We start from the raw sequence: 23072 nt of genomic DNA on the forward strand, positions 1-23072 counted from the left end.
AAAAAAACACTTAAAATGAAAAATAGATTTAAAGAATTATTCCTATTCACTATAGCTATTGCAGGTCTTGGTTTAGCTAATTCATGTTCTGAAGATTTTACGGAAGTTTCTCCCTTAGGAAGCACTTCGTATGCAAATTTTTGGAAAACAGAGCAAGATGCGCAAGAAGCTGTAAATAGTATGTATGCTTACATGACTGATCAAGAAATGTTTTCTAGAGGTTTCTTTTGGTATATCAATGCATCAGACGATATGGTTACTGGGCGCATAAAAGCCGCTGCAGATAATATTAAAGATTTTAATATTTCTGGAGGCGAGGGGAGTTATACTTCTACATGCTACCCAAAGAGTTATCAGGTAATTAGAAGAGCTAATGATGTAATTCTAAATGTCCCAAATATGGAAATTAGCGAAGCTTTAAAGGATCAGTACCTAGGAGAAGCATATTTTATGCGTGCGTTTAGCTATTTCTGGGTAGCACATACCTATGGTGATAATGGAGCAAATGGCGGAGTTCCAATTGTTACAGAGCTTAATATGAATGATGAAGCTGGTAGTTATACAAGACCTTCAAGTGTCATTGAAAACTACCAACAGATAGAAGATGATTTGAAAATGGCTGTAGATCTTTTACCTCTTTTTACTTCATATAGTGCAGAAAATTATGGTCGTCCACATAGAGATGCAGCTTTAGCTTATATAGCTAAGACTAATTTATATTGGGCACAGTATGATCAAAGTAGATATGCTGAAGTTGTTAGATATGCAGATGCGGTTACAAATTCTGGCTCAGGTAGAGCTTTAATAGATACCAATAACCCTGAAAAAGATTATCGCGAATTGCATAGTCATTTGAACAATTGGGGGAGCGAATATATTTGGTCTGTAGATTCAGGTATAGACGGCGGTAGTATTTTGACCGGAGTGATGTTAGAGAATAAAGGTTGGGGTAAATATAATGGTTGGGGATATTTTACGCCATCAGAAGGCTTATATAATGAATTTGAAGAAGACGATATAAGAAGAGGGGTTACGATGTTAAATTTTGGTGACAATTTCACTTATTTCGGTGAGGAAAGAAGGTATCAATCAGAAAATTCAAATTCAGGTTTTCAATTTAATAAATACATGTATGAGTTTCAATATGAAAATCCTGTTGGGACTTATTTAAATACAAACGGTGATAATCCTTCTACCGTTTACAATGTGCCACTGATGCGTTACGCTGAGGTTTTATTAATGAAAGCAGAAGCGCTTATTGCTGACGGTAAGAATGGCGATGAGCCATTAAATTTGGTACGAGAAAGAGCAGGCTTATCCCCGAAAAGTAATGCTACTATGGCAGATCTTAAACACGAACGCCGTGTAGAGCTAGCTGGTGAATTTGCAAATAGACATTTTGATTTAGTACGCTGGGGTGATGCACAAGAAGCTTACAGCAAACCAATTTATGGAAGAATTTATTCAGATAGATCTAATCCAGATTCCCCATATACATCGGAAGTAGTATGGCCAGCAAGAAATTTTGACCCTTCCTATATGCATGTTTGGCCAATTCCTGCTACAGTAATTCAATCTTCAGGAATTGCACCTAATCAAGGTTGGTAATTTCTACACTTATTTTATGTTTTTAATTTGAAAAGGTGCATTCTCACTGGTTGCACCTTTTCTTAATTTTTAAATTTTATGTTTTTATTTAAAAGAATCGTTTGGATCGTTGTTTTCTTTATAACAATAGCTTCCTACGGACAAGAAAAAAATGCTGTTTTAATTCATTCTCATAATGACTATGTACAAAGTGTACCTTTTTGGACTGCCTTTTCAAATGGATTAAATAGTATAGAGGTTGATGTATTTTTAAAGAATAAATCTCTAAAAGTAGCACACACAGATGCAGAAATAGATGCTGAACGTACGCTTGAGAATTTATATTTGATACCACTAAATTCCGCGATTGAAAATAATATTGGATCTATACATCAATTCCATTTAATGATAGATGTAAAGTCAGAAGCTATTACCACTTTGAATGCCATTATTAAGCGTTTAAAAAAGTACCCCAAAATAATAGAACATCCTGAAATTAAAATTGTCATTTCTGGAAATAGACCAGAGGCTGAAAACTATAGAAACTATCCGGAATTTATATTTTTTGATTACCAAAAAATTTCGCATAATTTGAGTGAAGAGAATTGGAAAAAGGTTGCTATGGTAAGTACAAGTTTTAAGCAGTATTCTCACTGGAATGGTAAAGGAAGGCTTACCCATGAAGATTTAGAAAAGGTAACAAATGTATTAGCGCAAGCAAAGAGTTTAGGGAAGACCTTTAGGTTTTGGGCAACACCAGATTCAAAAACAGCATGGCGCACCTTTGTAGATTTAGGGGTAGACGTGATCAATACCGATGCTATTTATGAGTGTTCTAAATATGTTCGCAGTCTAGATTCTCGGATTCATAAAGCTACTATTTTTTCAGAGGTTTATAGTCCAAATTTCAAATCTGACAATAGAGATAAGCCTGTAAAAAATATTATTTTGATGATTGGTGATGGCACGGGTTTGTCACAAATTTCCGCGGCTGTTTTAGCAAATAAAGGAGCACTTACCTTAACACAACTAAAAAGTATAGGTTTAGTGAAAACGCAAGCTGCCGACGATTTTACGACGGACTCTGCAGCAGGTGCTACTGCTATGGCCACGGGAGAAAAAACAAACAATAGAGCAATAGGTACAGATAGTAAGGGTAAACCAATCCCTAATATCATAGAAATTCTTTCTAAAAAAGGATATAAAACAGGAATCATTACTACTGATGAAATTACAGGTGCTACTCCGTCTTCTTTTTATGCGCACCAAATAGATAGGTCAGAGACCTTGGCTATTGCAAAAGACCTAATTTCTAGTCCATTAAACTTTTTTGCTGGTGGTGGAAAATCTACTTTCAATACGTTACCAATAGCTTCAAATTTTTTTGTAATTAATCAATTGAATGAGTTAAATAATCAGAAAGTGGCAAAAGTCGGCTTTTTTCTCTCGGAAAACGGGGTGCCTTCCATAATCGACGGAAGATCAAATGTTTTGTCTAAAACCACTAAAGAGGCAATAACTTTTTTATCCAAAGATAATAATCCTTTCTTCTTACTTGTAGAAGGAGCTCAAATAGATAGCTTTGGTCATTATAATGATATTGAAGGAGTTATTTCTGAAGCGATTGATTTTGATACCGCTATTACGGAAGCTATAAAGTTTGCAGATCGTGATGGAGAAACCTTGGTGGTAATTACAGCAGACCATGAAACATCTGGCTTGAGTTTACTTGACGGAGCTATGAATACCAATAAAATTGAAGCTGATTTTGCATCACATGATCATACCGGAGTTATGGTTCCCATTTTCGCTTATGGTCCAGGTTCAGGAAAATTCCAAGGAGTCTATGAGAATACCGCATTGTTTTCAAAAATTCTTAATGCCTTAAATAAATAAAAGAATTGTCATGGAAAAACGATTAATACCATTATTTTTTCTTCTAGTGATGTATTCTTTCGGTCAGAAAATAAGTGGAACTGTTTTTTTAGACGAGAATAAGAATGGGACTTTTAATAGAACTGAAAAAGGACTTCCCAATATTTTGATAAGTAACGGAAAAGATATTGTTGTTTCTGATCCTAATGGAGCGTATACTATTAAAGCTATTCCAGGTAATTTGGTGTTTGTTATAAAACCGTCAGGCTATATTTCAAAACGCAATGAACAACATATTGTACAGTCGTATTTTCATCCTTTAAAAGAGAACATTAAGGATTATGACTTTGCATTATATGCGCATACAGAAAATAAAAAAACCAAAGTAGCTCTTTTAGGAGATGTACAAGTAGATGTTATAGATGATGTGCACCATGTTGGAAAATTGGTAACAGAAGAATTGGTTTATAATAGACCAGATTTTATAATGCCTTTAGGAGATTTATCTTTTGATAATCTTGAAATATTTGATCCATTAGCGGCTGTCTTAGGTTTAGTCGGTTGTCCTGTTTTTTATGTAATTGGCAACCATGATTTGAATTTTGAAGCCACAACTTTGAGTGATAGAGACGCTAGTTTTGAAGCTAAATTTGGGCCCTCATATTATGCTTTTGAATATGGAGATAATTTATTTTTGGTTTTAAATAATATCAGCCCTTTACCTGAAGGGAAGTACAAAGCACAAATCGATAGTGATCAATTAGAATTTATAAAAAACCTTATAGCTTTAAAGAAGGATAAGTACAAAGCAATCAATATTGCTATGCATATTCCTTTTGATGAAGTTAGTAATAAGGATGCTTTACTAAAGCTACTGCGTCCTTTTGATGATGTTTTTATTGCTGCGGGCCATACACATACCCAATATCATAATTATTATAACAGAGCATTACAGAAAACTGCAATACATGAATTGGTTTGTGGAGCAGTTTGTGGTTCGTGGTGGCAAGGATCACATGATTTGAGAGGTATCCCATTTTCTATTATGCATGATGGTACGCCTAAAGGGTATTGGTTTATGAATGTGGAAGGAGATAAACGTGAACTTCAATATAAAGTTTCAGGAGCACCCGCAACCAAGCAAATTAATATATGGGTTCCTGAAGTTAATGAGTGGGATAAATCATTAAATGAATTGAACGAGCCTTTTGTTTATGCCAATGTTTTTGCGGCAGATGAAAATACTCAAGTAGAAATTAATTTTGGGGATAACCAATGGTTGCCAATGGATAAACATGAAGGAGTTGCACCAGAATTAAAACGATTGTACAAACTCCAAGTTTTAGGCCGTTATAAAGGTCAGCCTATTAGTGCATTTCCAGAGGCAGTTAAAAATAGTAAACATTTATGGCGTATTGCTATTCCAGAAAACATGAAGGAAGGTGCTCATTTAATACAGGTAAGAGCAATGAATTCTAATTTGTTATTAAATGTACGGGAGAGCAGCGTATTATGGAGGTAATGTTATCGCTTTTAAATCCCTAATTATTTGTTTAAATGGGAGTTTTTAAATTAAGTCCATTTCTAAGATAATAAAATCAATACCTGCTTCGGTATAGGTTTTATGGGTTTCTTTTAACCCAAATTTTTTATAATAATTGGTTTTATTAACTCTTGCATTACACCACAATTTTTTAGCATTTTTTGTCTTGGCATAGGCGATTATAAAATCTAGAAGCTTAGAAGCATACCCTTTACCTTGTTCAGATTCTAGGGTAGCGAGCTTGCGAAATTGAGCGTTATCATTTTCAAAAAATAAAGAAACTACGGTCACATTTTTCGCATTATTTACTACAGCAAAGTGTTTTCCTTCTTGGTCTTTTGGAAGTTTTATATACTCAAAAGGATGATTAGGATACATGACCTCATGCCGCAGTGGATATGTTTCTTCTGCTGTAATTTCTTTTATTTCAATCATTTTATTCGTCTCTGTAACGGGTCATAATTTCTTTAAACAATTCTCCTGTAGAAGGTGGGGTGTAAGATATAGCATTCGCACCTGCTTCTATAGCTTCTAATATGGTCTCTTCTGACTTTCCTCCAGTAGCTAAAATAGCAACATCTGGATTAATATCTTTTATTCTCTTAATGATATCTGTAGTCTTGCTGGCTCCAGAAACGTTAAAAATATCTACTCCAGCTTTTATTCTTCCACGGATATCATCTTTGTCCGATACAATAGTTATGGTCACAGGAATATCTATTTTCTCTTTTAACTCTGCAATTAAACTATTAGGAGTAGGCTTGTTAAGTACTACTCCCATTGCACCCTGAAATTCTGCATGTATCGCCAATTCCAATGAACGCATACCTGTGGTGAGTCCGCCACCAACCCCACAAAATATGGGTTTATCTGCGGCTAAAATCAATGCATTAGAGATTACTGGTTGTGGGGTAAAAGGATATACCGCTATGATAGCATTTGCATTGGTATTCCTGATAATTGCCACGTCTGTACTAAATAAAAACGATTTCAAAACTTGGCCAAATACACTAATGCCTGAGCACTGCTCAATAATTTCAGGTACGGTTACTATATTTCTTCGTAAACGGCTACCAAATGATGGGATTTTATCCATAAAATTCTAGAACCTTTTTTAATTAAGAATTCTAGATTAAAGATATACCAATTTATAATTGCTCATTTAATTTTAACACCGGTGTATTAAATTTAAGAAAGTGCTTCCTTATACGTTTTCAAACAACGTTCTCTGGCCATTTTATGATCTACCATTTTATCCGGATAAGTAAGCTCCTGTAAATCTGTTACCCATTTATTGATGTATTCTTTTTGTTTATCAAATTTATCGATCTGTGTCATGGGATTAAAAATCCGGAAGTACGGAGCAGCATCAACACCGCTACCTGCCGCCCATTGCCAGTTACCAACATTGGCACTCAAATCAAAATCTAAAAGTTTTTCTGCAAAATAAGCTTCTCCCCAACGCCAATCTATTAATAAGTGTTTGCATAAAAAACTAGCGACCAACATACGCACTCTGTTATGCATATACCCTGTGGTATTAAGCTCGCGCATACCCGCATCTACTAGCGCGTAGCCCGTTTCTCCTTTTTTCCATTTTTCGAATTCAGCCTCATTATTGCGCCATTCGATGCGATCATACTTAGCCCTGAAAGCATTTTTTGTAGTATGTGGAAAATGCCAAAGAATTTGCATGAAAAATTCGCGCCAAATAAGCTCACTCCAAAACACTTCATTTTTCTCAGAGATAGCGCGTTTGGTTATCTCACGAATAGAAACGGTACCAAAGCGCAAATGTGGTCCTAAGTGTGAAGTGCCATTTTCAATAGCAGGGTAGTTGCGGGTGTCCTCATAGTTTTGAATCACCTTAGCACTAGCGGTATAGTTGGGGACTTTTATTTTTGAGGTTTCAAATCCCATATCCGATAAACTCAAATTCGGGAGCCTGCTATGGGCAATGAAATTTTTAAAATATTTTTTAGTGTTATAGGTTTTTAAATCTTTTTTCGAATCAAAAATAGACTTCCATTTGTTTTTGTATGGCGTATAGACCACATAAGGATCTCCATCATCTTTTAAAACATCCCCCTTTTCAAAAATTACTTGATCTTTATAGGAATGAAATTCAACATCATTATCTTTTAAATAGTCTTGAATTTTTGTATCTCTTTCGGTAGCATATGGCTCATAATCACGATTGGTATAGACGGCTTGTACTTCATAATCTTCCAGCAGACTTTTAAAAATTTCCTGTGGCGTTCCATGATAGAGAGCCAAAGAACTTTCAACCGTTTCTTGGAGTATATTTCTCATACTTTCCAATTGATTAAAAATAAAACTCACACGAGCATCATCCTTAGGTAAATTTTCAAGAATGTCTTTATCAAAAATAAAAATAGGAAGAACAGGGTAATCGCTTTGAAGGGAATGATATAAACCAATATTGTCTTCTAATCGTAGGTCTCTTCTAAACCAAAATATTGAAATTTTCTTACTCATTAAACTGTTTTGAAATACGATTAATTTATATTAAGACTAGACATACCTCCGTCAACGCCTACAACTTGTCCGGTCATCCAAGTACTATTATCACTCAATAAAAATACAGAAATTGCGGCAATATCTTCCGGGGTACCTACGCGCTTTAAAGGATGTCTTTCAGACATCATTTCAATTTTCTTATCGTTATTCAATAAACGTTTCGCAAGAGGTGTATTTACTAAAGACGGAGCAATGACATTCACTCTAATTTTTGGAGCGTATTCGGCAGCCATAGATTTAGCAAAGCCTTCAATAGCTCCTTTTGCTGCAGCAACACTGGTGTGAAATGGCATACCGGTACCTACAGCAACCGTACTGAAAAAGACCATACTAGAATTTTCTGCCATTTTTGAAATAATAGATTTAACTACTTTAACCATGCTGAAAAAATTGAGTTCCATATCTTCATGGAAGGTATCTAAACTCATCATCTTAAAAGGTTTTAGATTGATACTCCCTGGACAAAATACAAATCCGTCTAAGGTATCGGGTAGGAGTGAAGTATCTAATTCATCAGTTAAAGCATCAAACGGAATATGTGTTATTGACAGATCTTCCAAAGCTTCTTTGGTTCTAGATGCTATAAATACATTATGATTTTCATGTAATGCTTTGGCTATTGATAAACCAATACCGTGAGAGCCCCCTATAAGGAGTATATTTTTTTTCATCGTTATATTTTTTTTAGTTCAAGATAATTTTTGGCTCCTTCTATGGTGCCAAATAGAGACGTAAGTTTATCTTCTCTATATTTGAATATGGTAGTTAATTGTTTTTTTATAAATAGGCCATGCACCAGTTGGCCTAGCCAGCCAAATGGAATTTTATAATCTATGATGTCTTCCATTTCTACACCCTGTGCTGTTGCTGTAATAAAATGTTTGTGATGCCAAAGTGCATACGGTCCATATCGCTGTTCATCAACGAAATAAGTACCCTTTTCAACATGCGTTATTTCTGTTACCCAACGCGTTTTAATACCCGCAATCGGCGAAACATTATATTGTATAATTTGCCCGGCATACATTTTCTTATCGGCACCAGATAAAATCTCAAACCCCATAGCATCTGGAGTAATCACTTTTAAATTAGCAGGGTCAGATAGGAAGCTCCAAGCTTTCTCTTTAGAAATTGGTAATTGTTGCTTTGAATGTAATCTGTAAAGTCGCATTCTGTAAATTTTGTTTAAAGTTACAAATTAATGTTTAAACAAAAATCACATTGCTAAATAATTTTTCAATATTCTTATTTAAGGATTTGTTAACAATTGATGGATTCCTTTATTAGTAGCTTTGTTAAAATTAAATAACTAATTATCATGAAAAGAACACTATTTTTATTTTTGGCACTTTGCGCTGGTTTTGCAGTGAATGCTCAAATAACAACCCCACAAGCAAGCCCTGCTGCTAAAGTAACACAAGTTGTTGGTTTAACAGATGTAACCTTAGAATACTCTAGACCAGCAATGCGTGGTAGAACGGTATTTGGAGATTTGGTACCTTTTGACAAAATGTGGAGAACAGGAGCTAATAAAAACTCAATTGTTACTTTTAGCAATGATGTAAAAGTTGCAGGGAAAGAACTTAAAGCAGGTTCATATGCCATTTTTACAGTTCCAGGAGAAGCAGTTTGGGAGGTTAATTTTTACACGAACACAGAAAACTGGGGAACACCAGAAAGTTGGGATGCAAGTAAAGTGGCCGCAGTAGTAAAAATAAATCCAACAACAACTGCAGATAAAGCAGAATCTTTCACATTAGCAATCAATCACATTTCAGATAATGGTGCGCATTTAGAAATATCTTGGGATACGACTAAAGTTGCTATTCCTTTTGAAGTTCCTACGGATGCTACAGTGATGGAAGGAATAAGTAAAGTGATGGCAGGTCCTGGCGCTGGCGATTATTATGCATCTGCAGTATACTACTTAAATTCTGGTAAAGATATTAAGCAAGCCAAAGAATGGATAGACAAGGCTATGTCAATGACTGAGAAACCAGCATTTTGGCAACTAAGACAACAATCGCTTATCTATGCAAAAGCAGGTGATAAAAAAGGCGCTATTGAAGCAGCTAAAAAATCTTTAGCAGCGGCAGAAATAGCGAAGAATATGGATTACGTTAAAATGAACAAAGATTCATTAAAAGAATGGGGCGCAAAATAATAAAGGCACTCTAAAAAGTAAAAGCGCTTCATTTGTAAAATGAAGCGCTTTTTTTTATGCTTCTATTGAGGGTGTTTTAAGAATATTATCAAACAACTGTAAGAAAATTGAAATCCCCATAACCAGGCCACAACCTATTAAGTTCAGAAGTAAGTAACTCACTTTTTCCTCTCCTTCTGGCATGCTGTAAATAAAGAAATAATAGATGGCAATTACTAAAAATTGTGTAATGATTGCCCCTATAAAAACAGCATTTCCTTTTACAAATTTGATAAAAAAGGCAAGTAAAAATATCCCTAGAACATTCCCGTAAAATATAGAACCTATAATATTTACCAATTGTATTAAGTTGTCAAATAAATTAGAAACACACGCAATGCCTATGGCTATAACGCCCCAAATGAGGGTAAACCATTTAGACATATTTACATAGTATTCTTGTGGTTTTTCTCCTCTTTTTTCGGTGTGTCTTTTATAAATGTCAAGGGCCGTAATAGTTCCTAAGGCATTTAATTCTGATGCGGTTGAAGACATTGCTGCAGATAGTATAACAGCAAGTAGCAAGCCTATAAGTCCTTTTGGGAGGTAATTTAGTATAAAGTGAATAAAGACATAATCCTTATCATTGGTTTCTATATTAGGATCTGCTTCACTTATTACCTCACGGGCTGCAGCTCTATTTTTTTTGTCTTTATTATTTACAGAAATAATATGCTGTTTTGCTTCTACAGTAGCATCATACTCTTTGATGTCTAATGCTGCAGAAAACTCATCTTGCGCTATTTTTTTTTCTATAGCTAGTTCTTCATGTGCTTGCTCTAATAATTTGTAATCTTCTGCATATTCAGAGTCATATACCGCCGAAGTTGCAGCAGGATTAAAATTTAAGGGAGAAGGATTGTATTGGTAAAAAACAAAAACTAAAACTCCTAGAAGTAAAATAAAGAACTGCATCGGGATTTTAAAAATACCGTTGAAAATAAGACCAAGCTGACTTTCTCTAACAGATTTTCCAGAAAGATAACGTTGTACTTGGCTTTGATCTGTACCAAAATATGCTAGGAAAAGGAAAAGACCTCCGGTGATTCCATTCCAAAAAGTGTAGCGCTTGGAAGTATCAAAACTAAAATCTAAAATATCTAATTTTCCGCTAGCACCTGCAACTTTTAAAGCTTTGCTAAAAGTTATATCTTCGGGTAAATACCCCAAGATATAAAAGAAGGCTACAAACATACCCAGCATAATAATAAACATTTGCTGTTTTTGAGTAACGTTTACGGCCTTAGTACCTCCAGAAACGGTATAAATAGTTACAATGGTACCAATGATAATGTTTAAAGTGAGTAAATCCCACCCTAGAACGGCAGATAATATAATAGAAGGTGCGTAGATCGTAATTCCCGCGGCTAAACCCCTTTGAATTAAAAATAGTAGCGCGGCAAGTGTTCTGGTTTTTACATCAAATCTAGATTCTAAAAACTCGTAAGCAGTGTACACTTTTAAGCGGTGATACAGCGGAACAAACACAATACAAATGATGACCATGGCAATAGGTAGGCCAAAATAAAATTGAACAAATCCCATCCCGTCATGAAATGCTTGTCCTGGAGTAGATAAGAAGGTGATAGCACTGGCTTGTGTAGCCATCACTGATAATCCGACAGTAGTCCAATTGGCTTCTTTACCACCTAGAACATAGTCTTTTACGTTCTTACTGCCTTTTGTTTTCCAAACTCCATAACCTACAATAAAAGCTAAGGTGCCTATTAATATACTCCAATCAATCGCTTCCATATTACCTGTTTCCTGTCATAATGAAGTAAAATACTATGATGTAAATAATATTCAATATAAGTACTAGAGAGTACTCATTTTTCCAACTAAACTTATCATCCATAGCAGTTAATCTTTTAATTTTTTATCAGCACTAACGGTTGTTTTTCCAACAGACAGCATATTGGCAAACAACTTATAGGCACCTGTAACTCCAGCAGGTAATTCTCTGAAGAAACTGAGTCCTGTATAAATATAGGTTCCTTTTCCATAAGGAGCGATAAGTAAGCTCCCTTTTTTTTCTGTTTCCCCTTCATCTTGCATTCCTAAAACAGCGGTAAACTCCTTGCTCCAAGCACTTGGAAAGTATAATCCTCGCTCTTGGATCCAACCGTTAAAATCATCATCTGAAATTTTATTCGGAAAATTCAATAGCGAATTCTTTTTATCTAAAATATGGACAGTTGCATTTTCATCGGTTACACGATCTCTTGATAAGGTAAGATCAAAAGGGGCAATGTTTTCAAATTGATCACTCCATCTGCCGGCTGTATTGTATTGTACAATCATGGTGCCGCCATTTTTTACATAATCTAAAAGATTTTTCTGCTTGAACTTTAATTCCGTAACAACATTGTATGCTCGTATACCTAATACGATGGCATCGTATTTTTTAAGTGATGCATCAGAAATACTTAAAGGATCTATCTCTTGTACCGTATATCCTATCTGTTTTAAACTTTCAGGAACTTTATCTCCGGCACCAACAATATATCCAATATACTGCCCTGCTTTTTTAATATCTAAGCGTACCACTTTTGTCTCCGCAGGCATTAATACCGTTTGTTCAGGAATATGATCATAGTTTATAGAAATCAATTCTTTAGAAATTTCAAATCCGTCAATCTTTACAATAGGAGAGAGGTAACTTTCATCTTGTGTAGCAGGTGGTGTAACGGTGAAAATAAGGGTCTTCTCATCATTTTTCTTAGCAATAGTAAAGGGCAATGATGGGGTGTTAATCTTCCATCCTTTTGCATGTTGAAGCATTACTTCACCGATGGCATTATCTTTATGAGCTTTAACAGTAACCGCTATTTGCTTTGATGTTCCGTCTGCAAAAATTAGTACTTTATCTTTTATAGCTGCTGTAGCTGAAGGAACTATTTCAAAAGGTTGGTATAATTCTCCTTTATCTGGCTTTGAATACCTATAGACTACAGGTTTCGTAATTACAATTGTTTCCCCTTCAATATTTAAAGTGAAGTTCACATGAAATGGTCTAGGTGTTTCCGGATTTCCTATTAACTCCTGATCCTTAATGGTATACGTGCCTAAGGTTCCTTTTTCATTTAACCAATATGGATTGGTATATTTAGCTGATGCAGGTATGTTTAGCGCCAGTGTATTTTTGTATTCAATATTATTTTTAAGAGCGGCACCCTCAATAACAACTTCATCAGGATTAAGCTCTAAGGCCTGCAATTGTATATTGGCATCACTTCTATTGATGGCTTCAATTGCTATATCAATAACCTCACCTGGTACCGCAAATGATGATGTTGCAGAAGCTTCTAAATAAAGACCCGTTACCGCTTCTATAATGGCAAGTAGCTCTTTTTCTTTTTCTACTTTCCAATCTAAATCTTTGCTATTTTGCAGTAATTTGTAAGCTTTAAGTAGTTCAGGAAGGTGTATCGAAGGATTTTTAAAATTAAAGTTTTCTTCTACTTGGTATAAAATAGCACCAATTGCTTTTCCGCCATCAATACGGGTCCATGTCGTGTTAATTCCGTCAAAAATATCGCTCTTGTCTTTAGGTAAATCTCCTTTTAAAAGTTCGATGTATTCTGTTTCAGAACCTCTTGAAGTGAGCCTTCCAAAACCTTGACATAAATGCTGACTTCTAGCCATATCTGCAATCTCATTGTTAGAAAGCCCTAGGTTAGGATAGTATACACCAGTATCTACATTTAATAAATTAGTTTTATCTGCTTCATCAAATTTTTCTTGACTTCCGTAAAACCACCAAGAAGTGTTGAAAAACAAACGTTTAGGTTGCCATGTACTTGTTTTTGAAAGCTGATCTGGATAGCTAGCGCTATTTCCTGCCAAATCAAAAGCTTCAAAACTTAGCATTGCCGAAGAGGTATGATGTCCGTGTGTTGTGCCTGGAGATCTGTGATCAAAACGATTAACAATAACATCGGGTTTAAAATTTCTAATAACCCAAACAACATCACTCAAGACCAAATCTTTATCCCATATCTTAAGAGTTTCATTAGGGTGTTTAGAATATCCAAAATCTTTAGCTCTGCTAAAAAATTGATTTCCACCATCTACATTTCTTGCAGCCAATAATTCTTGGGTACGTAATACGCCTAATAATTCTGATAATTCTGTGCCAATTAAGTTTTGACCTCCATCACCTCTTGTTAACGATAAATACGCCGTTTTTGCTTTTACGTTATTTGATAAATAAGAGATTAACCGTGTGTTTTCATCATCAGGATGTGCTGCGATATATAGTGCTTTACCTAAAAAATTTAATTTTTCTATGGCATGATAAATATCTGAGGAAGAACTTTTCTTGGGGGCTTGTGCAAATGTAAAATTTGATAATAGGAGAGCTAATGCAAACAACTTGGTTATCTTGCGCATATATAATTTTTTGAATTTAGTTGGCACTCAAATATAGAAATATTAACTGCTAGAGTGCAATTTTTAAAATATCTTTAACAGCCTTACTTACAATTCTTGGGTGTCTTCATTGTAGGTTTGGACAAGGGATACCCCTTTTTGTAACACCAAACTATTAGGGTACGTTAAAATCTCACCATTTCCTCTTCTTAAATGTAAGTGAAATGCTCGTATATCCTCTATGACAAACGTCTCCTCACCATTCTTATCTGTTTTATGAATTTCCTTATCAAAAATACGGATGGTATTTCCTATTTTAAAAGGATACGAAAAGAAGATGATAACGCCAGCAGTGATGTTACTTAAAATAGACCACTGCGCAAAAAGAGCCACACCAATTACGGCAAAGATAGAAGCTAATAATGCGCCTAAATCTTTGAAGTTTACACTCCAAATCAAAGTTAAAATAGCGATAGCGATTATGGTTAGTGCAATAGAAATATACTTAATAATAAGGTTGGTTCTAACCTTATTAAAATCACCTAATTTTCCAACTTTCTTTACTGCTTTTGTAAATACAAATTTTAAAATTAAAACTACAGCGATGGTAATGAAAGATCGTAATAACTCTTCTTGGTGATTGATAAAAAACTTCGTCATATATTATAAACCTAAACTATCGCGCAAAAATAGGTCACTATTCTTATTTTGTTGCCAATATGGTGTTATAATTAACTTATTTTTAATGGCAGTAGTCGTTAATATTTTTGCCTTGTCGCCGTACCCACTACTATAGGTTTCAGACCATCCTTCTATGGTATGAGGAAATGCTTTTGTGAAATCAATTTTCAAAGTTCTTTCTAACTCAGGATAGCTCATGGTATAGGTGCTAATGCTATCATTTTTAGCATCAATACGCATAGTTGCGGTATATGCTTTTAGAGGCTTGTGTGTTTGCCTAATATGTTCTAAAGAAGGAATAACTTCTGATGTTCCTAGTGGTAAGTTACTAGGATTTATTCTTATTTTATTCCAGATTTCATTTTCAAGTATTGATTTTTCTAAAGTGAAATTTTGATCTGCTTCACGCTCAAAATAGGAGTGCGAAACCACATCAAATTGTTCTCTGTTATTTAATTGAGCGTAAATATGTCCGCACCATTCTTGAGCAGAAAAAGATAGTTTTACCGCATGCGCATCATCGTGAACAGGGTAAAAACTACTCGTCATTAATGAATAAGGATAAATGCCCGTGATGTAGTTCTTGGTGCTATTTAGTTTCAGCACGGGGATATTGTCAGCATTGGAGCCATCTGCCTTTACCTGTTTGTCTGCTAAAAAAGGTTCTGTAACGTAGATTAAAACAGCATTACCTCCACGCATTTCGCCATATCTTGCTTGGTCTAAGGTATATGAAGTAAGCTCTGCCGTACCAGAATACCAATATTCTTTAAAATTATAGGCTAAGTTTTTCTTGGCTTTTGGAGTAGTTTCTTCTGTTGTAGTACCTTTTTCAGGAGCTGTCTTTTTCTCGTTTTGAGCACAAGACTCTAAACTCACTGCGCCCAACGAGAAAATAATGATTAAGAACTCAAATTTCATCCACTTTTTCATAACATTTAAATTTTCATCCTTAAAAATAAAGGAATTTATTTAAGATACCATACCCATCAGCGTTTTATAAACTAAGTGCGTTGGCAAGCCAACAACATTGGCATGAGAACCCTTAATTTCTTCTATTCCAATAAGTCCTATCCATTCTTGAATACCATAAGCACCAGCTTTATCAAAAGGCTTGTAGGTGTTTATATAATACCAGATTTCTTCGTCGCTTAATTCTTTAAATCTTACATGGGTAGTACTATTTAACACGGTTTGTTTTACAGAAGTGGTAAAACAAACAGAGGTAATAACTTCATGCCAATCGTTAGACATTTTTCGTAACATTTCATAAGCTTCATTACCATCTGCGGGCTTTGCTAAAGATTCATTCTTATACCAAACCACAGTGTCAGAAGTGATAACCACATCATTCTCATTCAGTGTTTCTTTAAATTTTGAAGCTTTAAGCACCGCTAAATAATCAGGAATTTCACGTCCTTTTAAATGATCAGGGTATACTTCGTCTACCGGCCGAACATCTATAGCGACCTCTAGATCTAATTCTTCAAAGAACTTTTTTCTTCTTGGAGATCCTGAGGCTAAAATAATATGTAAACCGTTCAATCTTTTATTCCACATATTCTAAGCGTTATATGCGTCAAAATTTTCATACCAATCGCCACGAACTTTTAATACTTGCTCTATCACGTCTCTTACACAGCCATTACCACCCGCTTTATGAGAAATATAGCTGCATATGGTTTTTACTTCTGGCGTTGCATCTTGCGGGCATGTGGCTAATCCTACTATTTTCATAGGAGGAATATCAGGCAAATCATCACCCATATACAAAACGTGTTCCGGGGCTATAGAATTTGCTTTTAAGTAGGCTTCTAAGATGCTTATTTTTTGATGTGCACCTAAGTGAATATCTTTAACGCCTAGGGTTTTCATACGCTGACGTACACCTTCATTGGTGCCGCCAGAAATTATACACACGTTATACCCTTTGTTTAGAGCTGTTTTTAGGGCGTAACCATCTTTTACATCCATAGTTCTAAGCATTTCACCTTCTGTTGTAATTAACAATTTACCATCGGTGAAAACACCATCAACATCAAAAACAAATGTGGTAATATTTTCTAGGTATTCTTTATAACTTTTTTCCATATTTTTCTTGAATTGATTCGCTTAATATTTTATAAATCTGTTTTTTGTCTTTGCTATTTATTTGTTCCAATTGACGTTGCATGGTGGCAACATCATTACGTCTTGCAGGCCCAGTTTGTGCTTCTTTTGGAGCTAAAGTTGCTATTTTATCTGAAGTTTCTTTAATTAATGGACGTAAAATATCAAATGGCACTTGGTGTTCATCGCAAATTTCATTGCCTATGGTGTACATATAATTGGTAAAATTATTTACAAAAACGGCAGCCAAATGTAAATGCCTGCGTTGTTCTGTAGATATGTGGTATACCTTATCGGAAATTGTTTCCGCAAGAAAAGAAAGTGATTTTAAATTCTCATCATTTTCTGCTTCGATGCAAATGGGAATAGTTCTAAAATTCACCTTTTTACCCTTAGAAAAAGTTTGTAACGGATAATATACGCCTATGTTTTTACAGTTTGCTAAGGCAAGCATTGGTACGCTACCCGAGGTATGTACCACCAAACCATTAACATCCTTAAGTTTAGAAGAAACTTCCGTAATAGCATCATCACTTACCGCAATAATATACACATCTGCAGTGGTAATGGTTTCTGTTAAAAGGCAGGTGTCTGTTTTTTGACTAAAATAGTTTAGAGCCTCTTTTTGTCGTCCTACTACCTGCAATACGTTAAGCATGTCATATTGCAAGAAAGTATCAAATAGATGCGTTGCAATATTTCCAGTACCAATGAGCACAATTGAAATCATACCCAAAAGTACTAATTTTCATAAAATAGCTATAGTAATATAGAACTACTTCGCTTATTTTATATTTTAAACAATACAGCGTATTGATGCTGAATCCTTTCGGAGGTAATTGTTAAATAAATTATAAGAAATAATTAACATCTTAAAACCGTTTTTAGCCCAGATTGGTTTTAATTTAGTAGTAAAAGGGCGTACTTTTGTAGACCAAATTCAATTGGTTTATTATCCATGAAAGCACTCCTTCAGAAGTTTTTTTTCTCCACAAGATTAATGTCCGTTTTATTTATTGTATTTGCTGTCTCTATGGGGATAGGTACCTTTGTAGAAAGTTGGTATAGTACAGATACGGCACGTATATATATTTATAACACCACTTGGTTTGAAGCCATTATGGTGTTTTTTGTTATTAATTTTTCAGGTAATATTTTTAGATATCGTTTACTTAGAAAAGAGAAATGGCCTGTATTATTGCTGCATATGTCTTGGATTCTAATCATCGTAGGTGCTTTTGTAACAAGATATATAAGCTTTGAAGGAATGATGCCCATCCGTGAGGGGCAGACAGAAAAAGTGTTTTATTCGGATAAAACTTTTTTGAGCGCTAATGTAGATGGAGATATTGATGGGGAACGCTTACGTAAACCTCTTGAAGATGATATTATCGTAACACCGGAAGGTATAAAATCTAGTTTGCCTTGGAAGATGGACTTTAACGGTCAGCCTTTTAAAATTTCATTTGTGAAATTTATAAAAGGTGCTGCAGAAGGTTTAATTCCTGATGAAAATGGTAATGAATATTTGAAAATTGTTGAAGCTGGTGATGGAGAACGTCATGATCATTATTTAGAAAGTGGGAAGGTAACAAGCATTCATAATGTACTATTCGCATTAAACAAACCAACCGATGGTGCTATAAATATACTGTTTGAGGATGGCGAATATCTAATTGATTCTCCTTTTGAGGGCGATTATATGCGTATGGCAGATCAGTTTAAAGGCGTACTTTTAAAAGATAGTATTCAGCCTTTAGTATTGCGGTCTTTATATAACACTGCGGGTATGCAATTTGTAATTCCAGAACCTATTCTTAAGGGGTCTTATGGTGTTGTAGAAGTTCCCGAAGCAGAAGTAAATGAAAAGACTAGAGATGCCATGGTGGTAGAAATAGAAACTAAAGGCGAAAAAGTTCAACAGACTTTATTGGGAGGTAAAGGTTCTGCTGAATATTCAGATAAGGTAACCCTAGGCGGACTCGATTTTTCATTACGTTATGGGTCTAAGGTGTATGAATTGCCTTTCGGAATTAAATTAAACGATTTTATAGCTGAAAAATATCCAGGAACTGAAAAAGGATTCTCATCTTTCATGAGTAAAGTAACCATTGAAGATGAGCGTCCATTTGATTATGATATTTATATGAATCACGTGTTAGATCATAAAGGGTATCGTTTTTTTCAAGCAAATTTTGATCCGGATGAAAAAGGAACTGGGCTTTCTGTAAATCATGATTTCTGGGGAACACGTATTACCTACATTGGTTACTTTCTTCTGTATATTGGGTTGATGGGTATTATGTTTTTTGGTGATACCCGTTTTAAAGATTTAACGGCATCCTTGAAAAAATTAAATGCAAAGAAAGTAACCGCTACAATAGTTTTATTTTTAGGCCTAAGTTTAGGGATGTCTGCACAAACAGGCCATTCTGAAGATGATGGCCATGGTCATACCGCAGCGCCTACTGTACAGCAGATAGATTCTATGATGCAAGAAACCATTGTGTCTAAAGAACATGCAGAAAACTTTGGAAAACTAGTCATTCAAGATGATGGTGGGCGTATGAAGCCTATAAATACGTATTCTTCTGAGTTGTTACGAAAACTAAGTTTTAAGAATAAATTTAAGGATTTAAATTCAGATCAGGTATTGTTATCCATGATGTTGAATCCTGCTATTTGGTACAATACAGAATTTATAGCCTTAGATAAAAAGGGAATAAATGATAGTATCCGTAAAATAATTAAGGTGCCTAGCGATCAGCGCTATGTAAAGGCAACAGATTTCTTTGATGCAAACGGACAAACAAAGTTTGAACCTTTTTTAGATGATGCTTTTAATACGACAAATCCGAATAAATTTCAGACCGATATAAAAGATACTTATTTACGATTAGGTTTATTGAATAGAGCTTTAGGAGGAGATATTATCAAAGTTTTTCCGTTGTTAGATGATGAGAATAATAAATGGATTTCAGCAGTAGAATACCGTTCTGGAAAATATCAAGTAACGGATTCCTTGTATGGCAATTTTGTAAGTAATGCATTGCCATTTTATTTAATGACACTCAAAACAGCAATAGCAACGAAAGATTATAGTCAAGCAGATAAATTACTCCAGGCCTTTAAACAAAACCAAAAAAATCATGGAGCGGCTGTATTGCCTTCAGATAATAAAATAAAGGCAGAAGTTTTTTACAACAAAATAGATATTTTCAACAACCTGTATAAATATTATGCCCTTGCTGGGATCATAATGTTCTTCATGCTAATCTTTCAAATTTTTAAAGATCGAAAAGGACTTAGAATTGGAGTTACTACTTTTAAGGGGATTATTTGGGTGCTATTTATCTTACATACAGCAGGTCTTATTTTACGCTGGTATATTTCTGGTCATGCACCTTGGAGTGATGCGTATGAAAGTATTTTATATGTGGCTTGGGCTACAATAGGGATAGGCTTGGCCTTTAGTAGTCGAAGTAACTTAACCATAGCATCTACAGCATTTGTAACATCTATGTTGTTATGGATAGCACATATGAATTGGATAGATCCTGCGGTAGCAAATTTACAGCCTGTTTTAGATAGCTATTGGTTAATGATTCACGTAGCAGTAATTGTTGGGAGTTACGGTCCGCTTACTGTAGGGATGATTCTTGGAGTAGTTGGTTTGGTACTGATTTTAATGACTAATGAAAAAAATAAAAAGCGAATAGAATACAGTCTTAAAGAAATTACCATAGTTAATGAGATAGCTTTAACTGCAGGATTAGTAATGCTAACCATTGGAAACTTTTTAGGAGGGCAATGGGCTAATGAGAGTTGGGGAAGATATTGGGGTTGGGATCCTAAAGAAACTTGGGCATTAATTTCTATCATGGTTTATGCATTTGTTTTGCACATGCGTATTGTGCCAGGGTTAAGAGGTAGATGGACCTTTAATTTTGCCAGTGTTGTTGCTTTTGGAAGTATTATGATGACCTATTTTGGCGTGAACTTCTATCTAGCTGGTTTGCATAGTTATGCGAGCGGTGCACAAGTAATTACGCCTACTTTTATATATTATACCGTTGCGGGAGTTTTGCTGTTAGGCGGATTAAGTTTTTGGAAATATAGAAAGTATTATTCTAAAAAATAAGGCATAGATTCCTTAATTTAGTTATCAAATAAAAAATACGCAGGAAGCAGCATGGAAAACAAAAAAGCAGGATTCAATACTATTTGTACACATTTTGGAGAATTAAAAGATGAAAAATATAAAGGAGCAGTTTCTCCTCTTTATATGAGTACTTCTTATGCTTTTGATGATGTGGAAGTAAAACGGTATCCAAGATATTTTAATACACCAAATCAAGTAGCATTATCGGAAAAAGTAGCTGCATTAGAACATGCAGAAGCAGCGATGATTTTTGGTAGTGGTATGGCGGCAGTAAGTACGGCATTAATGGCTTTTTTGCGAGCGGGAGATCATGTTGTGCTTCAGAAAACTTTGTATGGTGGTACATATAATTTAGTAACGGAAGAATTTGAGAAATTTGGAATTTCTTACTCTTTTACAGACGGATTAAAGCCAGAAGATTTCACGGCAAAAATAAAAGAGAATACGAAAGTAATTTATATAGAAACTCCTTCGAATCCTTTATTGACTATTACAGATTTAAAAGCTGTAAGCGCTATTGCAAAGAAGCACGGATTGGTTTCCATGATCGATAATACTTTTGCGAGCCCCGTAAATCAGAATCCTATAGATTTTGGAATTGATGTGGTTATACATAGTGCTACTAAATATATGGGAGGTCATTCAGATATCTTAGCAGGAGCTGTAGCTTCTACAAAAGAACATATGGAGCGTATTTTTCAATTGGCGAAGAATTTTGGCGGAAGTTTAAGTGATTATACGGTATGGTTATTAGAACGTAGTATAAAAACAATGGGCTTGCGGGTAAGAGCGCAGAATGAGAATGCGCAAAAAATGGCAGAATACTTATATCAGAATGAGTTTATTCAAGCAGTGTATTATCCGGGATTGCCAAGTCATCCTGACCACGAATTGGCAAAAACTCAAATGCGTGGTTTTGGTGGAATGCTTTCTTTTGAATTAAAAGATGGGATAGATTCCTATACCTTCCAACAAGCTTTGAAGCTAATCAAATCATCGATGAGTTTGGCTGGAGTTGAAAGTACAGTATTATCGCCAACAAAAACATCTCACTCTTTATTGAGTCCAGAAGAACGGGCAAACCAAGGCATTGTAGATGGGTTAATTCGTTTTTCATTAGGGATTGAAGATGTAGAAGACATTATTGCAGATATAGAACAAGCAATTGCTGTTGCGGTAAAGTAAGTAATTGGTTGCGGTGTGCGACTGAGGAATTATAAAATAGAATTATGAAATTAGATATACTTGCTTTTGGAGCGCATCCTGATGATGTAGAATTAGGTGCAGGAGCAACAATAGCTAAGGAAATTGCAAACGGTAAAACAGTTGGCATCGTAGATTTAACTAGGGGAGAACTAGGTACCCGCGGTAGTGCCGAAATTAGGGATAAAGAGGCGAATGCTGCTGCAAAAATTTTAGGCGTTGCTGTTCGTGAAAATTTGGAGTTTGCAGACGGGTTTTTTACCAACGATAAGGAGCATCAATTGGCGGTAATAAAGATGATACGGAAATACCGACCAGAAATAGTACTTTGTAATGCTATTGATGATCGTCATATAGATCACGGAAAAGGGAGTAAGCTTGTAAGTGATGCTTGTTTTTTAAGTGGATTGATTAAGATTGATACGAAGTTTGATGGTGATGAGCATTGGCAAGACCCTTGGCGTCCAAAAGTAGTGTATCATTACATACAATGGAAAAATTTGAATCCAGATTTCTTAGTGGATGTATCAGGTTATATAGAAAAAAAGACGGAGGCTATTTTTGCATACGGTTCTCAATTTTATGACCCAAAAAGTTCTGAGCCAGAAACGCCCATCAGTAGTAAGAATTTTACAGATAGTGTTAATTATAGGGCTAGAGATTTAGGTAGATTAATAGGAGTAGAGTACGCAGAAGGTTTTACTACAGAACGTCTTCCTGCAGTAGGACAATTAGGAGATCTTATTTAATAGATTTTTCTACATACAATTAAAAAAACAGCGGCATTTTGCCGC

At 35.0% G+C, this 23072-nt stretch carries 19 protein-coding genes; 7 read left to right on the forward strand and 12 right to left on the reverse strand.

The annotated features are described in order from the left end of the window. Positions 1-15 precede the first annotated feature (15 nt). From M666_RS13460 to M666_RS13470, 3 genes are all read left to right on the forward strand, one after another. A complete protein-coding gene (locus M666_RS13460) occupies positions 16-1608 on the forward strand; it encodes a RagB/SusD family nutrient uptake outer membrane protein (RefSeq protein WP_029446288.1) in 1593 nt (530 codons plus the stop codon). Between the two features lie 78 nt (positions 1609-1686). After that, the gene (locus tag M666_RS13465; RefSeq protein WP_082007915.1) at positions 1687-3483 is read left to right on the forward strand and encodes an alkaline phosphatase; all 1797 of its coding nucleotides are present in this window, start codon (positions 1687-1689) and stop codon (positions 3481-3483) included. Positions 3484-3493: 10 nt separating this feature from the next. Next, on the forward strand, positions 3494-4984 hold the full coding sequence (locus M666_RS13470; protein WP_029446290.1) for a calcineurin-like phosphoesterase C-terminal domain-containing protein: 1491 nt from the start codon (positions 3494-3496) through the stop codon (positions 4982-4984). A gap of 45 nt (positions 4985-5029) precedes the next feature. Here the strand turns inward: M666_RS13470 and M666_RS13475 are convergent, their stop codons facing one another. From M666_RS13475 to M666_RS13495, 5 genes are all read right to left on the reverse strand, one after another. Then, on the reverse strand, positions 5030-5440 hold the full coding sequence (locus M666_RS13475; protein WP_034659750.1) for a GNAT family N-acetyltransferase: 411 nt from the start codon (positions 5438-5440) through the stop codon (positions 5030-5032). Between the two features lies 1 nt (position 5441). Then, positions 5442-6101, reverse strand: a complete 660-nt coding sequence (locus tag M666_RS13480) for a hydrolase (protein ID WP_029446291.1) — start codon at positions 6099-6101, stop codon at positions 5442-5444. A gap of 92 nt (positions 6102-6193) precedes the next feature. Continuing rightward, positions 6194-7504, reverse strand: coding sequence for a cryptochrome/photolyase family protein (locus M666_RS13485; RefSeq protein ID WP_029446292.1), 1311 nt, complete (start codon positions 7502-7504; stop codon positions 6194-6196). A 20-nt stretch (positions 7505-7524) separates the two neighbouring features. Continuing rightward, complete coding sequence (locus M666_RS13490; RefSeq protein WP_029446293.1) at positions 7525-8217, reverse strand: SDR family NAD(P)-dependent oxidoreductase; 693 nt, start codon at positions 8215-8217, stop codon at positions 7525-7527. 2 nt (positions 8218-8219) lie between these two features. Beyond that, complete coding sequence (locus M666_RS13495; RefSeq protein ID WP_029446294.1) at positions 8220-8717, reverse strand: SRPBCC family protein; 498 nt, start codon at positions 8715-8717, stop codon at positions 8220-8222. 147 nt (positions 8718-8864) lie between these two features. Between M666_RS13495 and M666_RS13500 the strand changes: the two genes are divergently transcribed. Then, entirely contained in the window at positions 8865-9710 is an 846-nt protein-coding gene (locus M666_RS13500; RefSeq protein ID WP_029446295.1) for a DUF2911 domain-containing protein, read from the forward strand. A gap of 54 nt (positions 9711-9764) precedes the next feature. Here the strand turns inward: M666_RS13500 and M666_RS13505 are convergent, their stop codons facing one another. The 7 genes from M666_RS13505 to M666_RS13535 all read right to left on the reverse strand — a co-directional run bounded on the left by M666_RS13505 (position 9765) and on the right by M666_RS13535 (position 17643). Then, the gene (locus tag M666_RS13505) at positions 9765-11504 is read right to left on the reverse strand and encodes a sodium:solute symporter family protein (protein ID WP_029446296.1); all 1740 of its coding nucleotides are present in this window, start codon (positions 11502-11504) and stop codon (positions 9765-9767) included. Between the two features lie 108 nt (positions 11505-11612). Beyond that, on the reverse strand, positions 11613-14144 hold the full coding sequence (locus tag M666_RS13510) for a PIG-L family deacetylase (RefSeq protein WP_029446297.1): 2532 nt from the start codon (positions 14142-14144) through the stop codon (positions 11613-11615). Between the two features lie 87 nt (positions 14145-14231). Beyond that, complete coding sequence (locus M666_RS13515; RefSeq protein WP_024480548.1) at positions 14232-14783, reverse strand: mechanosensitive ion channel domain-containing protein; 552 nt, start codon at positions 14781-14783, stop codon at positions 14232-14234. A 3-nt stretch (positions 14784-14786) separates the two neighbouring features. After that, complete coding sequence (locus M666_RS13520) at positions 14787-15737, reverse strand: hypothetical protein (RefSeq protein ID WP_029446298.1); 951 nt, start codon at positions 15735-15737, stop codon at positions 14787-14789. 39 nt (positions 15738-15776) lie between these two features. Next, entirely contained in the window at positions 15777-16364 is a 588-nt protein-coding gene (locus M666_RS13525) for a Maf family nucleotide pyrophosphatase (RefSeq protein WP_029446299.1), read from the reverse strand. Between the two features lie 3 nt (positions 16365-16367). Continuing rightward, entirely contained in the window at positions 16368-16895 is a 528-nt protein-coding gene (locus M666_RS13530; RefSeq protein ID WP_024480551.1) for a KdsC family phosphatase, read from the reverse strand. After that, positions 16879-17643 carry a Rossmann-like and DUF2520 domain-containing protein gene (locus M666_RS13535; protein WP_029446300.1) on the reverse strand — a complete coding sequence of 255 codons (765 nt, stop codon included), beginning with the start codon at positions 17641-17643 and terminating at the stop codon, positions 16879-16881. The genes M666_RS13530 and M666_RS13535 overlap by 17 nt, the downstream gene beginning before the upstream one ends. A 228-nt stretch (positions 17644-17871) precedes the next feature. Here M666_RS13535 and ccsA point away from each other — a divergent pair, with 228 nt between their 5' ends. The 3 genes from ccsA to bshB1 are packed head-to-tail and all read left to right on the forward strand — an operon-like array spanning position 17872 to position 23027. Continuing rightward, positions 17872-21054: a cytochrome c biogenesis protein gene (ccsA, locus tag M666_RS13540; protein WP_029446301.1), complete on the forward strand. Its 3183-nt coding sequence runs from the start codon at positions 17872-17874 to the stop codon at positions 21052-21054. Positions 21055-21105: 51 nt separating this feature from the next. Continuing rightward, the gene (locus tag M666_RS13545) at positions 21106-22260 is read left to right on the forward strand and encodes a trans-sulfuration enzyme family protein (protein ID WP_029446302.1); all 1155 of its coding nucleotides are present in this window, start codon (positions 21106-21108) and stop codon (positions 22258-22260) included. A gap of 44 nt (positions 22261-22304) precedes the next feature. Further along, positions 22305-23027, forward strand: a complete 723-nt coding sequence (gene bshB1, locus M666_RS13550; protein WP_025614969.1) for a bacillithiol biosynthesis deacetylase BshB1 — start codon at positions 22305-22307, stop codon at positions 23025-23027. Positions 23028-23072: the final 45 nt, after the last annotated feature.

The sequence above is a fragment of the Cellulophaga baltica 18 genome, from assembly GCF_000468615.2.
Classification (GTDB): domain Bacteria; phylum Bacteroidota; class Bacteroidia; order Flavobacteriales; family Flavobacteriaceae; genus Cellulophaga; species Cellulophaga baltica.

What these genes read in the sequence shown, in the direction of transcription:
- M666_RS13460 (WP_029446288.1), top strand. Translation starts at nt 16, where the DNA reads ATGAAAAATAGATTTAAAGAATTATTCCTATTCACTATAGCTATTGCA.
- bshB1 (WP_025614969.1), top strand. Translation starts at nt 22,305, where the DNA reads ATGAAATTAGATATACTTGCTTTTGGAGCGCATCCTGATGATGTAGAA.
- M666_RS13545 (WP_029446302.1), top strand. Translation starts at nt 21,106, where the DNA reads ATGGAAAACAAAAAAGCAGGATTCAATACTATTTGTACACATTTTGGA.
- M666_RS13510 (WP_029446297.1), bottom strand. Translation starts at nt 14,144, where the DNA reads ATGCGCAAGATAACCAAGTTGTTTGCATTAGCTCTCCTATTATCAAAT.
- M666_RS13480 (WP_029446291.1), bottom strand. Translation starts at nt 6,101, where the DNA reads ATGGATAAAATCCCATCATTTGGTAGCCGTTTACGAAGAAATATAGTA.
- M666_RS13515 (WP_024480548.1), bottom strand. Translation starts at nt 14,783, where the DNA reads ATGACGAAGTTTTTTATCAATCACCAAGAAGAGTTATTACGATCTTTC.
- M666_RS13530 (WP_024480551.1), bottom strand. Translation starts at nt 16,895, where the DNA reads ATGGAAAAAAGTTATAAAGAATACCTAGAAAATATTACCACATTTGTT.
- M666_RS13485 (WP_029446292.1), bottom strand. Translation starts at nt 7,504, where the DNA reads ATGAGTAAGAAAATTTCAATATTTTGGTTTAGAAGAGACCTACGATTA.
- M666_RS13505 (WP_029446296.1), bottom strand. Translation starts at nt 11,504, where the DNA reads ATGGAAGCGATTGATTGGAGTATATTAATAGGCACCTTAGCTTTTATT.
- M666_RS13470 (WP_029446290.1), top strand. Translation starts at nt 3,494, where the DNA reads ATGGAAAAACGATTAATACCATTATTTTTTCTTCTAGTGATGTATTCT.
- M666_RS13475 (WP_034659750.1), bottom strand. Translation starts at nt 5,440, where the DNA reads ATGATTGAAATAAAAGAAATTACAGCAGAAGAAACATATCCACTGCGG.
- ccsA (WP_029446301.1), top strand. Translation starts at nt 17,872, where the DNA reads ATGAAAGCACTCCTTCAGAAGTTTTTTTTCTCCACAAGATTAATGTCC.
- M666_RS13490 (WP_029446293.1), bottom strand. Translation starts at nt 8,217, where the DNA reads ATGAAAAAAAATATACTCCTTATAGGGGGCTCTCACGGTATTGGTTTA.
- M666_RS13495 (WP_029446294.1), bottom strand. Translation starts at nt 8,717, where the DNA reads ATGCGACTTTACAGATTACATTCAAAGCAACAATTACCAATTTCTAAA.
- M666_RS13500 (WP_029446295.1), top strand. Translation starts at nt 8,865, where the DNA reads ATGAAAAGAACACTATTTTTATTTTTGGCACTTTGCGCTGGTTTTGCA.
- M666_RS13535 (WP_029446300.1), bottom strand. Translation starts at nt 17,643, where the DNA reads ATGATTTCAATTGTGCTCATTGGTACTGGAAATATTGCAACGCATCTA.
- M666_RS13525 (WP_029446299.1), bottom strand. Translation starts at nt 16,364, where the DNA reads ATGTGGAATAAAAGATTGAACGGTTTACATATTATTTTAGCCTCAGGA.
- M666_RS13520 (WP_029446298.1), bottom strand. Translation starts at nt 15,737, where the DNA reads ATGAAAAAGTGGATGAAATTTGAGTTCTTAATCATTATTTTCTCGTTG.
- M666_RS13465 (WP_082007915.1), top strand. Translation starts at nt 1,687, where the DNA reads ATGTTTTTATTTAAAAGAATCGTTTGGATCGTTGTTTTCTTTATAACA.